We start from the raw sequence: 11,544 nt of genomic DNA on the forward strand, positions 1-11,544 counted from the left end.
CACGCAAGCAGTGATGCATTTGAACCGGCGTGTGCGTTTCTTCTCCACCGTGGATTTGGTCAATGCACTGGAGCAAGAGAAAGTATCTGGGCGACAGGGACAAATCGCAAACCGCTTGTTGTATGCCGACTTGGTGATTCTGGATGAGCTGGGGTATTTGCCATTTAGTCAAACCGGCGGAGCACTGCTGTTTCACCTGCTATCGAAACTGTACGAGAAAACCAGCGTGATACTGACCACCAACTTGAGCTTCTCGGAATGGAGTCGGGTGTTTGGCGATGAAAAGATGACCACAGCGTTGTTGGACCGACTGACCCACCACTGCCACATTCTGGAAACTGGCAACGAAAGTTACCGCTTCAAACACAGTTCAACTCAGAACAAGAAGGAGGAAAAACAAACCCGAAAACTGAAAATCGAGACATAATTCTGACACCAAGGGGTGGGTCAAAATTCAATGCAAATCCCGGGTCAAATTTGGGTGCAAATCAACAGCAGGCTGAAGAGCCGAAAGATGCTGCGGAATTTACATTCGATCTACATCAACCACCCTAGCCTAAGGTCGAATCTGCTGTTCTATCTTTCTAGTCTTGGTTACTCGAAGGCAACAGGCGCAGCGGTCCTCAAGATCCTTGACGACTTGAGTGTTTTTGACGACATCTCGATTGTTCAAATCGTCAATCTGCTTACCAACTGGGAGATCCCAACTACGCCAAGCGCCGCTGACTTTATTGAAGACGCCGAAAAAGCGGTAAGGAGGCTTTCGGTTGCCCAAAAGGAGCCATCTGGGTTCTATGCCCTGCTCTGGTTTAAGGCAAAGTACTCATCCCCGAAGTCACTCCTTGAGTTCATCAAGAAATATGACAACCTCTGGAAGACGGATGCCTTCTTGAGGCGCCAAGCTACTGCGGTGCTGTCGAGACTCCTGGTGATGGGCAGTGAAGCACCTCGGTCAATTCTTATCGAACAGATAGCGTCTGGCGCCATGGGAACGGTCTCTGTGGCCAATCAGATCGCCTACTTTGAAATGTCCGAAAAAATTGAGCCGAAGATGGATTTGTACCTGTTTCCGACCAAGAAGCAACGGGTCTACCCGCTTGGTAAGTTTTTAGTTCTATGCTCCGCCCTTAACTCCGAAAGCATTCGTAAGAGCAAGCCGATAGCCAAGAAAATCGGTGAGCACATTGTTGACCCTTACTATCGGCGCTGGATTGTAGAGCAATATGGGATCAAGCTCTAGGGCCAATCCCTCGCGAGAGATGTCTAACGGCGCCCGTTAATTCAAAAGTTATCCAGAGTCGGTTCAAGTTGACTTTAGAGACTTTCAAAATCTAGAAGCTCATGACCGCTTCGGCCGAAATTCAGCCACAACAAATCTTTACCGATTCGTAACACCCATTGTTTGAAGTAATCAGAAGAGCATTTGTCTGAACAAACCTAGCATTGCAGCCACATTAAAAGTAATAATTATCATTCAACAAAATGACAAAAAACTGAATTTAATGACAAATGACATGAACGCCGACAATTTTGAATGCAGAGGGGTTTGTAGTGGAACTTTCGGACCCATTAGCACTCCTAAGCGAAGAGTGCTAAAATTAACTGGAAATTGGTTCATTTATTCGGAGAACACCGCAATCATGACCACTGCATTGACCCTTGCTAACACCCGCGCCGCTGGCAGCAGTCTTGCCGTGCGCGACCCATGGGCGCTGGTGGCCCGTGGCCCGCTTGGCAACCTAGATGCCTACATTTCAGCCACACACCAAATTCCCATGTTGTCGCCTGAAGAAGAAGTTGAGCTTGGCGAACGCCTGCAACGCGACAACGATCTCGAAGCAGCCCGCCGCTTGGTGCTCAGCCACCTGCGACTGGTGGTTGCCGTTGCACGGCAGTATTTGGGCTATGGCTTGCCCCACGCCGATCTCATTCAGGAAGGCAATATTGGCCTGATGAAAGCCGTGAAGCGATTCGACCCCACGCGTGGCGTGCGGCTGGTCAGCTTTGCGCTGCATTGGATCAAGGCTGAAATCCACGAGTACATCATTCGCAACTGGCGCATGGTGAAAATGATCACCACGAAGGCGCACCGCAAGCTGTTTTTCAACTTGAACAGCTTCAAGAAGTACGGTCAGACCCTGTCGCCAGATCAAATCAACGAAGTGGCCAGTGAATTGAATGTGCGTCCCGAGGATGTGTACGACATGGAGCGCCGCATGGCGGGCCATGAATTCAGCCTGGACCCGGTAGTCGATGTAGACAGCGAAGAAAACAGCTACAACCCCGTACGCTATTTGGCCGCTGAAGGCGCCGAGCCCACCGAGGTGCTTGAAGGTGTCAACATGGAGCGCCTGCACAGCGAAGGCCTGGACATGGCCTTGGCCAGCCTGGACGAGCGCAGCCAGCGCATTATTTCCAGCCGCTGGTTGGCCGGTGACAACGCCAAAACCCTGCACGACCTGGCTGCAGAGCTGGGTGTGTCGGCTGAGCGGGTTCGTCAAATTGAAACCCAAGCCATGAAAAAGATGAAAACCGCTTTGCTGAAATACGAACACGGTGAAGCTTAAAATCCAGGCTGTAATCATTTTGGGTGAAAACTAACCTACACTAAGGGCTTGGCAACAAGCCCTTTTTTACGACCATGATTGAAGTACATCACCTGGAACACTCACGCTCGCAGCGCATTATCTGGCTGCTTGAAGAACTTGGCCTGCCATACAAAGTAAAGCGCTACGCCCGCGACGCCAAAACCTACCTGGCCCCACCGGAGTTGCTGAAAATTCACCCTTTGGGAAAATCGCCCGTGATTACGGATGGCGACATTACAGTGGCTGAGAGTGGTGCCATTGTGGAATACCTGATCGACAAGGCTGGCGGTAAGTTTCGCCCAGCCGCCGGTACCCAGGCTCACCGTGACTACACCTACTGGATGCACTTTGCCGAGGGCACAGCCATGCCCCCACTGGTCATGACTTTGGTGTTCAATAAAATTGAAAATGCCCCTGTACCCGCTTTGCTCAAGCCAATTGTGCTGCCAATTGCACGCGGTATTTCCAAGCAGGTGAAAAGCAGTTTCATCAACCCCAACCTTGAAAAGCAGTTCGCTTACATTGAAAGCGTGCTGGCCAAGAATGAGTGGTTTTGCGGCAGCGAAATGACCGGGGCTGATTTCATGATGAGCTTTCCGCTTGAAGCAACCATGAGCCGGGCAGAAAGCGTCAGCAGCATGCCTAAAATTGCAGCTTACGTCAAACGCATTCACGCCATGCCCAGCTTCAAAAAAGCGCTGGAAGTGGGCGGCCCGTACAATTACGCTTAAATTCGCTGAACACGCATGAACGCAGCAAGTACGTCTATAGAACAACAGGCAAAAATCACCCAGGTCAACGGCAATGTGCAGTTGATTCGGGATGGCTTTTTCCTGCCTGCACAGGCGGGCATGGTTCTATTGCCGGGTGACCGCGTTCTCAGCGATGCGGGCACAAAGGCAGTCATTGAGTTCACTGGCGTGAAGGATGCGCTGATCATCGAGAATGGTGCAGCGGCCACCTTCAACCTTGAAGTGGTTGATATGGACCAGGTGCCCCAGTGGATCGCCACAGACCTGTATGGCGAAGGCGTGTACTTTGACGGTCAGCAAACCACCGGCAAAACTGCAAGTACCACTGAAGACGCCCCGGACCTGTTTGGCCTGTTTGGTACCCAGAGTAGCAGCGGTGAATCAACCGGTTTTCCGGTGCTGGAAAGCGTGGTGTTTTTGGGTGCTACCGCAGCCATATACAGCGACAACGAGGACAACGCCAGCACCACTGAAACCACTGGCACGAGTGAATCAGGCAATAACGATTCAGGCACAGGTGGTGGCAACAACAATCCGCCACCAGCACCCCCACCCGAAACCGAAGAGCCGGCACCGGGACCACTGGATGCCGTGCTAGGCCCAGTGACCGATGCATTGGACGGTTTACTCTCCACCCTGGGCGCGCCATCCCCCGTGGGTAGCCTGCCCATACCTTTGCAAGCCAGCAGCAACACGGCCAACCTGCCCACTGAATAATCGCGAGTATCTTGGGTCTGCACAACGGAGTTTGAGTCGTGCATAAAACTATGCAAGGCGCGAATACGCTTATTCACTGAATAAGATGTGGGTTGAACGCGGCGGCAAAGGATCTATTTTTTATGAGCGACAACACACACTTCGGAATCGATTTTTCCGAGGCGAAAACAATTGTCAGCGCCAACAAACCCAAAGCATTCCCGAGCAAGTCCAAGTTTGATTTAACCAACCTTTACGCCTTTACAGCACCAGATGGCGTACCACGTGCCAGTGGGCCTTGTGCGCTGGGCACCATTCTTCATCACCATGACATTGGCTGGAGCCACTTGCCCAAAGACAGACACGGGCATCCGTTGAACGATCCCTATATTCAGGAAATCATGCGCTGGGCCGAGTGCCCCGACTTGCTGATTGGGAGCATGGGCACCACGCCAGCCGCTTTGCTGAGGGGCTTAAGAAAAGCAGAACTGCTTGCCGATTGGTATGCAGGCAACACGCCACAAGCCACACTGAACCTTATTGGCAACGAACTTTTTGAAGGCAGACCTGTGATTGCATTAATCAATCACGGCCCGGAAGGTGAACCGCTGTTGGTGGAATGGGAGGTGGTGTTCAACATTGATTGCGACACGGTGCACTCGAAACAGGCAAACACGGCGCAGCAGGACAAAAAACGCACCTTGGCCGAATTCATGGCACAAATGGCCATGAACTTGCCGCAACTTAGTTACAGTGTAATCACAGCCAGAAAAGAGTAATTACTTGCCGTCGAGAATTTGCTCGACATCGCTGACCACGGGTGCAGAGTCTGCGTTGTGGCGAACCAGCAAGCGGGCACGACCCTGTTGATCGAACACATAGCTTGCAGAGGTATGGTCCATCAGGTAGTTGTCGGGCGAGCTGCCTTCCACCTTGCCGGCGTACACCCGCAAGCCAGCCAACAGGGGCTTCAATTCTTCGGAAGATTCCGCGGTAAGTGCATCAAAGGTAGGGTTGAACTGGGGCACATACTTTTTCAGCAACTCGGGCGTGTCGCGCTCTGGGTCAACTGACACAAACAGCACCTGCAAGTTGTCGCCCTTCTCGCCCAGCTTGGTTTTCACCTCGTTCCACTGTTGCATGGTGATGGGGCAGACATCCGGGCAATGGGTGTAGCCGAAGAACATGGCCACCACCTTTCCTTGGTAGCTTTCCATGGTGCGCTCTGTGCCCGACAAGTCTTTCAACTTGAAATTGGCCACCAGTGAAGATCCGGTGATGTCCGTGTTGGTAAAACTGGCCGGGCCTGCGTTACACGCGGCCAGCAAGGCCACTGCGCCCACCAAAAACCATGTTCTTACTTGCTTCAATACACTGCGCATACTGCTTACACCGTGACATAGTGATCGACCAATAAGGCCGCGAACAAGAACGCCAGATAGGCGATGGAATACGTGAATGCCTTTTTCGCCAGGGCATCGCTGTAGTTTTTCCAGATTTTGTAACCATAGCCGATGAAAATGGCATTCAATACCACGGCACTGACCAGGTAAATGAGACCGCTCATTTTCATGGCATAGGGAATCAGCGTGGTGGCCGCCAGCATGATGGTGTACAAAAACACGTGGAACTGCGTGAATGCAGCGCCATGGGTAACAGGCAACATCGGCAGACCAGCGCGTGCATACTCTTGCGTGCGGTACAAAGCGAGCGCCCAAAAATGCGGCGGGGTCCATACAAAAATAATCAGGAACAACACCAAAGCCTCAGCCGATACACCGTTGGTGACCGCAGCCCAACCCAGTACGGGTGGCATGGCACCCGACGCACCGCCAATCACAATATTTTGTGGCGTATTGGGCTTTAACAGAAGGGTATAAATAATGGCGTAACCCACGAAGGTGGCCAGTGTCAGCCACATGGTTAAGGGATTCACAAACACATAAAGAATCCACACACCAACGCCACCCACCATGCTGGAAAAAACCAGTGTCTGGACTGAATTCAGCTCGCCTCGGGGCAGGGGACGTGCGCGCGTACGCGCCATTTTCGCGTCAATCTGCTGTTCAACCAGGCAATTGAATGCGGCAGCCGCACCCGCCACTAGCCAGATACCCAAGGTGCCCGCGATCAATACCTGGGCATCGGGCAAATCGGGTGTTGCCAAAAACATGCCAATAACTGCGCAAAACACAATCAAGGCCACCACGCGTGGCTTGGTCAATGTCCAGTACTGTTTGGCCACGTGAGAAAAACTACCCACGGCTTTTGTTTTTTCAACGGATGGCATGTTGAGCCTTATGAAATTCGATGGCGATTGCCCGCAACCCGATAGTTTACCAAGATCAGGGTGACCAGCAACAGCGCTGCGCCCCCATTGTGCGCCACGGCCAACCACAAAGGCAATTGAAACACCACGTTACCAATGCCCATGGCAATTTGCAAAGCCAGCACGGCCACCAGTTTAATCGCCAATGGCTTGGTGCCCGGGTTGCGCCAAAGTGCAAAAGCGAGGAAGCCCAAAATACCAGTAACCACCAAGGCCCCGATACGGTGAATAAAGTGAATCGCGGTGAGTGAGGCCACATTCAGAACTTCGCCTTCAGGGGTTTCACCCAAGTGCCGAATGATGTGAAATGCATCCTTGAATTCCATGTGCGGCCAGAAACTGCCCTGACAAGTCGGGAAGTCGGTACACACCACCGCGGCATAGTTGGTGCTGACCCAACCGCCCAAGATAATTTGCACAGCCACAGCCACAAAGCCCACACGCGCCAACAGGCGCAATCCGCTCAAATCACTGGGCGGCGCCACCGTGCGGGCAGGGCTGGTTTGGCGTAGCCATAGCCAGGTCAACATGCCAAGAATAGTCATGCCGCCGATGAGGTGACCAGTCACAATCGCGGGCTTGAGCAGCATGGTGACCGTCCAGGCACCAAATGCACCTTGCAAACACACCGCAAAAAACAGCCAGGTGGCTAGCGCAGGAGATTGCTTCAATTCAGCACGCTTTTTCCAGGCCATCACCATAATGCCAATGATCAACAAACCCAGAAACGTGGCCACATAGCGGTGCACCATTTCCTTCCATGCTTTTGGCATGGACACCGGGCCATGAGTGCCGCCCTGAATTTCAACGGCCTGCGCAATTTCCTCAGCGGCGTGCGTGGGTGTCAACTTGCCATAGCAACCAGGCCAATCCGGGCAACCCAAACCGGCGTCGGTCAAGCGCACAAAAGCGCCCAACATGATCAACAGGAAGGTAAGTACGGTGGTGAATGCGACCAAACGCTTGTAACTGCTCATGATGCTGCTCTCGAATTAACCAATATTGGATGCCCACAACAGGCGGCTGATGTCTTTGCGAAACTTGTCAAACTGCAGGGTGTTATTTGGCGGAAAGCGCATCATGACATGCCCGAGTGGATCCGCCACAAACACATGGTCCCGAACCGTTCCAATGTCGGCACTGCCTTTGTTGCCCACAATGCCCTGCTCCAGCGGCAACCAGCTTTTCAGTTGGTCTTCGCTTGCCCGTACGAAATGAACGTCGGGAAACTGACGCAGCAGCAGTGTTTCAAGGGGACCATCATCGGTGACAAACACAACACGTTCAATTCGACCTTGTTCTTTGCCTTTCGAAGCACGGGCCTGACGCTGGAAGTACATGGTGTTCTGACACACCTCGTCGCAATCACTGTTGATCACCTGAATCAGCACCCACTTGTCAGCCACCTGCTGCATGGTGAAATCATCGCCATTGATGTTTTTAAATACCTCGGTGGACACATCCACTTGCGGATCCAGAATGGTGCCGTAGTTGTTGGTGCCTTCGGGCTTGTCAAAGAAGTACAAATAGAAGGCCGCCACAATGGGCAAGGCGCAAGTGAGGAACACCAACAATATGGTCATTCGGCCCTTGTTCAGCTTCGCGGGTGCGCTGGCTGCATTCATGTTTTATTTCCCTTGTAAAACTCTCGATACACAAAAAAACAGAGTCAGCAAAACCAACACCGCCGACATGGTAAACCATTGAAAGGCGTATCCCCTGTGCTTGGCCACTTGTTCTTGCAACGGCACCGTGAGGTGATAAAAACCGTCCACTTTACCGGCCGGTGCTTGCTGCCCGGCTGTTTGCGCAACTGGCTGCTGGGTTACTACAAAATTGCTGACTGGCTCGCCAGCGTGCTTTTCAAATTCAATCACACTGAAATTCGACCACACCTCATAACCATTGCTTTGTGCCTTCGTGATGCGGTCGGCCTCGCCCAAGGCAATACCCCGCAATTCAGCCGACTGGGCAAAACGCGGCAGAATTGTTCCTTTTAAATCAAACAAATCCCCAGCCTGCGTGGCCTCGGTGGGCATCTCCGGTGCAAGCCGTGGCTGGGCCGGGTTTCTCAACAACAGCCCCCGATCGACAGGTATCAGAAAACTGGCACCCTCTGGCCGAAAACCCTGCACCACCTGAACGGCGGGTCGCCCATTCACTTGACGATTGTCTATGTATATCAGGGCTTTGGCTTCGAACCTACCCCTCAAATCAATTTTTCGGTAGGACATATTGTCCAAGTCCAACCGTGGACTGCCCGGAGACACAGCCTCGGCCGCCAATGCGCGGGCCTGTGCATCAAACAGGGATTGTTTTTCGTGAGCCCGCCCCGTTTGCCATTGCCCCAAACTGAAGGTGAGCCACACCAGCCCGGCACCCAGCAGGACGCTGAAAGCCAGCTTTGTCTTTCCCGGTGTTTTCACTGCGTTAACCATGACATACTTCCAATTGTGTGCTGTACACGGTTAGTTTTTGAAAGGTGTTCACCATGAAGTTCATCATTGGCCTGGCGTTCCTGGGCATCCTGCTAAGCCTGGGTTCGGCTTTTTTCTTTCTCATGAAGGACAAAAGCAAATCCAGCCGAACCGTCAACGCGTTGACCATGCGCATCGGTTTGTCCATCGCGCTGTTCCTGCTGATTCTGTTTGCCTGGTACATGGGCTGGATAGAGTCAACTGGCATTCGATAAGCTCAATGTAAGCTCGATATCCAAAAAAAAGCCACCGGAATTTTCCAGTGGCTTTTTTAATTGTGTGTTTTACAGCCTGCCGGGAAATACCCGAATTACAGCCAGTAAACCACCACGTACAAGCCCAACCACACGACGTCCACGAAGTGCCAATACCAAGCTGCCGCTTCAAATGCGAAGTGGTTTTGTGGCGTGAAGTGACCCTTGATGCAGCGAATCATGATGAAGAACAGCATGATGGCGCCGATAGTCACGTGGAAACCGTGGAAACCGGTCAGCATGAAGAAGGTTGAACCGAAAATACCTGATGTTAACTTCAGGTTCAAATCGCGGTAAGCGTGAATGTATTCATAGGCCTGGAAACCCATGAAGATTGCGCCCAACAACACGGTCAACGCCAAGCCCCAAATCAACTGTGAACGCTTGTTGGCGATCAGCGCGTGGTGCGCCCAGGTCAGGGTAAGGCCCGATGTCAGCAACAACGCGGTGTTGATGGTGGGAATTGGCCATGGGCCCATGGTCTGGAATGCGTCAATGGTGCCAGCCGGGCCAGTGTTGGGCCAGTTGGCTGTGAAGTCGGGCCACAGGAAAGCCTTGTTGTCGATGTCACCAAGCCAGGGCATGGCGATTTGACGAGCATAAAACAGCGCACCGAAAAATGCGGCAAAGAACATGACTTCGGAGAAAATGAACCAGCCCATGGACCAGCGGAAGGAGACATCCACCCTGGCACTGTACTGACCACTTTCGGATTCGCCCACCACATGCTTGAACCAGCCTGTGAGCACATAAATAAGAATTGCCATGCTGAGTGCGAACAGGTAAGGGCCTGATGCAGCGCCGTTTACCCACTGGGACATGCCCAGTACAAAAAAGAACATGGCCACTGCGCCAAGCACAGGCCACTGGGACAAGCCGGGCACAAAGTAATATGGTGCATTCGCACGCATGGTGGTTTCTCCTATTTCTTTAATTTAGATGCTTCAATACTGCAACAGCGAGTTTCGTACGGCTTAAGCGGAACTCACCACAAAATTTACCAATACCAGCAGCCCGATCACAAAACCAGCGGCTGCCAACAGACCCACAATAATGACGTGGACCGGATTTAACTTCTGCATGTCCTCCGAATGGTTTTTACCCTTTCGGACCCCGAAAAATGACCACAACACCGCTGACAGCGTTTGCAAAAAGGTGGCGGTGCTCGCTTTGCGTGACGCGGCTTCTTTGATGTCTTTGGACACTATTCAGCCGCCATGGCTGTAGCGCCGGCCACTTCAAAAAACGTATAACTCAATGTGATGGTGTGTACATCTTGTGGCAACTTGGGGTTGATCACAAACACCACCGGAAACTCTTTTGTTTCACCTGCCTTGAATGGCTGCTGTTTAAAGCAGAAACATTCCAGCTTGGTGAAATGCTCAGCTGCCTTGCTGGGCAAATAACTGGGTATGGCCTGACCTGCAGTGTCGTTCTGCAGGTTGTTGTACACCACATAATTCATGGTCACCAGCTCACCTGGATGAACCATCATTCGATTCGTCTCGGGCTTGAACTGAAATTTGCCTCGCTCATTGGCGTCAAAGATCACTTCAATGCTTCGGCTTTTGTCCACTTGGGTATTCTTCACGATTTCTTCCGCATTCTTGGTTTGCGGTGTGAGCACGTTAATCCCGGTGATTTCACAAATGGCCTTGTAAATGGGTACCAATGCGTAACCGAAGGCAAACATGGCCACAACAATCACGACAAGGCACACAACCATCTGCTTGTGCAAACCGCTTGTTTTTTGACTATTTCCGTTGGCCATGCTGCTTTACCTCCACTGCAAATTCATTAAAACCTAGTTCATCAAATTCAAGATGCTGGGTTCCATCACCTTGCGAATCAGAATGCCGATAAAAAACACGGCAGCCACCGACAGCAAAATCAAACCAGTGCGCTTGTTCTGTTTCGCTTTCTCTTTTTCTTCAGGGGTCACGCTTACTTCCTTGCTGAACCGATTCGTTGTGTAAAGGAGCCTTGAGTAACAGACAAGAGCAAAGCCGCTTTACACAACGGGGGGTTGGCAACAACCAAACCCCCATTGTTAAACCCTTGGGTGAATTACTTCACTGTGGGTGGATCTTCAAAGGTGTGGAACGGTGCTGGTGATGGAACTGTCCACTCCAGACCTTCAGCACCTTCCCATGGCTTGGCAGGCGCTGCCTCGCCCTTCTGGAACATCCATGCACGCAGTACGCACCACAGGAAGATCAACTGCGACAAACCGAACCAGAACGCACCCACAGTGGCAATGGCATGGAAGTCAGTGAACTGTGTGGCGTAATCGGCATAACGACGTGGCATACCGGCCAAGCCCAGGAAGTGCATTGGGAAGAAAGTGACGTTGAAGCTGATCAAGGATGACCAGAAGTGCCACTTGCCCAATGTTTCGCTGTACATGCGGCCAGACCACTTGGGCAGCCAGTAGTAAGTACCTGCAAA

General features: G+C 52.1%; 16 protein-coding genes and 1 pseudogene. 7 read left to right on the forward strand and 10 right to left on the reverse strand.

Translation table 11 applies throughout. The features are described from left to right. The 6 genes and pseudogenes from istB to A0129_RS14620 form a co-directional block, all read left to right on the forward strand. Positions 1–427 (forward strand): annotated as a pseudogene (gene istB / locus A0129_RS14595) (IS21-like element IS1326 family helper ATPase IstB); the annotation flags it as partial. A 30-nt stretch (positions 428–457) separates the two neighbouring features. Beyond that, complete coding sequence (locus A0129_RS14600; RefSeq protein WP_291716129.1) at positions 458–1,240, forward strand: hypothetical protein; 783 nt, start codon at positions 458–460, stop codon at positions 1,238–1,240. A gap of 400 nt (positions 1,241–1,640) precedes the next feature. After that, positions 1,641–2,567, forward strand: a complete 927-nt coding sequence (gene rpoH, locus A0129_RS14605) for an RNA polymerase sigma factor RpoH (RefSeq protein ID WP_291716131.1) — start codon at positions 1,641–1,643, stop codon at positions 2,565–2,567. 74 nt (positions 2,568–2,641) lie between these two features. Then, positions 2,642–3,319, forward strand: coding sequence for a glutathione S-transferase (locus tag A0129_RS14610; protein ID WP_291716133.1), 678 nt, complete (start codon positions 2,642–2,644; stop codon positions 3,317–3,319). A 15-nt stretch (positions 3,320–3,334) separates the two neighbouring features. Then, positions 3,335–4,057 (forward strand): hypothetical protein, encoded by a 723-nt coding sequence (locus A0129_RS14615; RefSeq protein ID WP_291716135.1) that lies wholly within the window; start codon positions 3,335–3,337, stop codon positions 4,055–4,057. 122 nt (positions 4,058–4,179) lie between these two features. Next, on the forward strand, positions 4,180–4,815 hold the full coding sequence (locus tag A0129_RS14620) for a hypothetical protein (RefSeq protein WP_291716137.1): 636 nt from the start codon (positions 4,180–4,182) through the stop codon (positions 4,813–4,815). Here A0129_RS14620 and A0129_RS14625 read toward each other — a convergent pair whose 3' ends face one another. From A0129_RS14625 to A0129_RS14645, 5 genes are read right to left on the reverse strand one after another with little or no spacing between them, the layout of a single operon-like run. Next, the gene (locus A0129_RS14625; protein ID WP_291716139.1) at positions 4,816–5,418 is read right to left on the reverse strand and encodes an SCO family protein; all 603 of its coding nucleotides are present in this window, start codon (positions 5,416–5,418) and stop codon (positions 4,816–4,818) included. 5 nt (positions 5,419–5,423) lie between these two features. Then, a complete protein-coding gene (cyoE, locus tag A0129_RS14630) occupies positions 5,424–6,326 on the reverse strand; it encodes a heme o synthase (RefSeq protein WP_291716141.1) in 903 nt (300 codons plus the stop codon). 8 nt (positions 6,327–6,334) lie between these two features. After that, positions 6,335–7,342: a heme A synthase gene (locus A0129_RS14635; RefSeq protein ID WP_291716143.1), complete on the reverse strand. Its 1,008-nt coding sequence runs from the start codon at positions 7,340–7,342 to the stop codon at positions 6,335–6,337. A gap of 15 nt (positions 7,343–7,357) precedes the next feature. Then, on the reverse strand, positions 7,358–7,990 hold the full coding sequence (locus A0129_RS14640; RefSeq protein ID WP_291716145.1) for a cytochrome C oxidase subunit I: 633 nt from the start codon (positions 7,988–7,990) through the stop codon (positions 7,358–7,360). Between the two features lie 3 nt (positions 7,991–7,993). Next, on the reverse strand, positions 7,994–8,803 hold the full coding sequence (locus A0129_RS14645) for an SURF1 family protein (protein ID WP_291716147.1): 810 nt from the start codon (positions 8,801–8,803) through the stop codon (positions 7,994–7,996). A gap of 53 nt (positions 8,804–8,856) precedes the next feature. On the opposite strand from A0129_RS14645, the gene A0129_RS14650 reads away from it, so the two are divergent. Continuing rightward, positions 8,857–9,057 carry a twin transmembrane helix small protein gene (locus A0129_RS14650; protein ID WP_291716150.1) on the forward strand — a complete coding sequence of 67 codons (201 nt, stop codon included), beginning with the start codon at positions 8,857–8,859 and terminating at the stop codon, positions 9,055–9,057. Positions 9,058–9,152: 95 nt separating this feature from the next. On the opposite strand, the gene A0129_RS14655 is transcribed toward A0129_RS14650, so the two are convergent. From A0129_RS14655 to A0129_RS14675, 5 genes are all read right to left on the reverse strand, one after another. Further along, positions 9,153–10,007, reverse strand: coding sequence for a cytochrome c oxidase subunit 3 (locus tag A0129_RS14655; protein ID WP_291716152.1), 855 nt, complete (start codon positions 10,005–10,007; stop codon positions 9,153–9,155). Between the two features lie 63 nt (positions 10,008–10,070). Then, positions 10,071–10,301 carry a DUF2970 domain-containing protein gene (locus A0129_RS14660; RefSeq protein ID WP_291716154.1) on the reverse strand — a complete coding sequence of 77 codons (231 nt, stop codon included), beginning with the start codon at positions 10,299–10,301 and terminating at the stop codon, positions 10,071–10,073. After that, positions 10,301–10,867, reverse strand: a complete 567-nt coding sequence (locus A0129_RS14665) for a cytochrome c oxidase assembly protein (RefSeq protein ID WP_291716156.1) — start codon at positions 10,865–10,867, stop codon at positions 10,301–10,303. Before A0129_RS14665 ends, A0129_RS14660 begins: the two co-directional genes overlap by 1 nt. Before the next feature lie 33 nt (positions 10,868–10,900). Continuing rightward, positions 10,901–11,038 carry a cytochrome oxidase small assembly protein gene (locus A0129_RS14670; RefSeq protein WP_275272156.1) on the reverse strand — a complete coding sequence of 46 codons (138 nt, stop codon included), beginning with the start codon at positions 11,036–11,038 and terminating at the stop codon, positions 10,901–10,903. A 125-nt stretch (positions 11,039–11,163) separates the two neighbouring features. Then, positions 11,164–11,544, reverse strand: a 381-nt coding sequence (locus A0129_RS14675) for a cbb3-type cytochrome c oxidase subunit I (protein ID WP_291716158.1), incomplete at its 5' end; no start/stop codon positions are given.

It is taken from the genome of Limnobacter sp. CACIAM 66H1 (assembly GCF_001601825.1).
Taxonomy (GTDB): Bacteria; Pseudomonadota; Gammaproteobacteria; order Burkholderiales; family Burkholderiaceae_B; genus Limnobacter.

Coding starts and splice junctions, on each gene's coding strand:
- A0129_RS14600 (WP_291716129.1), top strand. CDS start 458: ATGCAAATCCCGGGTCAAATTTGGGTGCAAATCAACAGCAGGCTGAAG.
- rpoH (WP_291716131.1), top strand. CDS start 1,641: ATGACCACTGCATTGACCCTTGCTAACACCCGCGCCGCTGGCAGCAGT.
- A0129_RS14610 (WP_291716133.1), top strand. CDS start 2,642: ATGATTGAAGTACATCACCTGGAACACTCACGCTCGCAGCGCATTATC.
- A0129_RS14615 (WP_291716135.1), top strand. CDS start 3,335: ATGAACGCAGCAAGTACGTCTATAGAACAACAGGCAAAAATCACCCAG.
- A0129_RS14620 (WP_291716137.1), top strand. CDS start 4,180: ATGAGCGACAACACACACTTCGGAATCGATTTTTCCGAGGCGAAAACA.
- A0129_RS14625 (WP_291716139.1), bottom strand. CDS start 5,418: ATGCGCAGTGTATTGAAGCAAGTAAGAACATGGTTTTTGGTGGGCGCA.
- cyoE (WP_291716141.1), bottom strand. CDS start 6,326: ATGCCATCCGTTGAAAAAACAAAAGCCGTGGGTAGTTTTTCTCACGTG.
- A0129_RS14635 (WP_291716143.1), bottom strand. CDS start 7,342: ATGAGCAGTTACAAGCGTTTGGTCGCATTCACCACCGTACTTACCTTC.
- A0129_RS14640 (WP_291716145.1), bottom strand. CDS start 7,990: ATGAATGCAGCCAGCGCACCCGCGAAGCTGAACAAGGGCCGAATGACC.
- A0129_RS14645 (WP_291716147.1), bottom strand. CDS start 8,803: ATGGTTAACGCAGTGAAAACACCGGGAAAGACAAAGCTGGCTTTCAGC.
- A0129_RS14650 (WP_291716150.1), top strand. CDS start 8,857: ATGAAGTTCATCATTGGCCTGGCGTTCCTGGGCATCCTGCTAAGCCTG.
- A0129_RS14655 (WP_291716152.1), bottom strand. CDS start 10,007: ATGCGTGCGAATGCACCATATTACTTTGTGCCCGGCTTGTCCCAGTGG.
- A0129_RS14665 (WP_291716156.1), bottom strand. CDS start 10,867: ATGGCCAACGGAAATAGTCAAAAAACAAGCGGTTTGCACAAGCAGATG.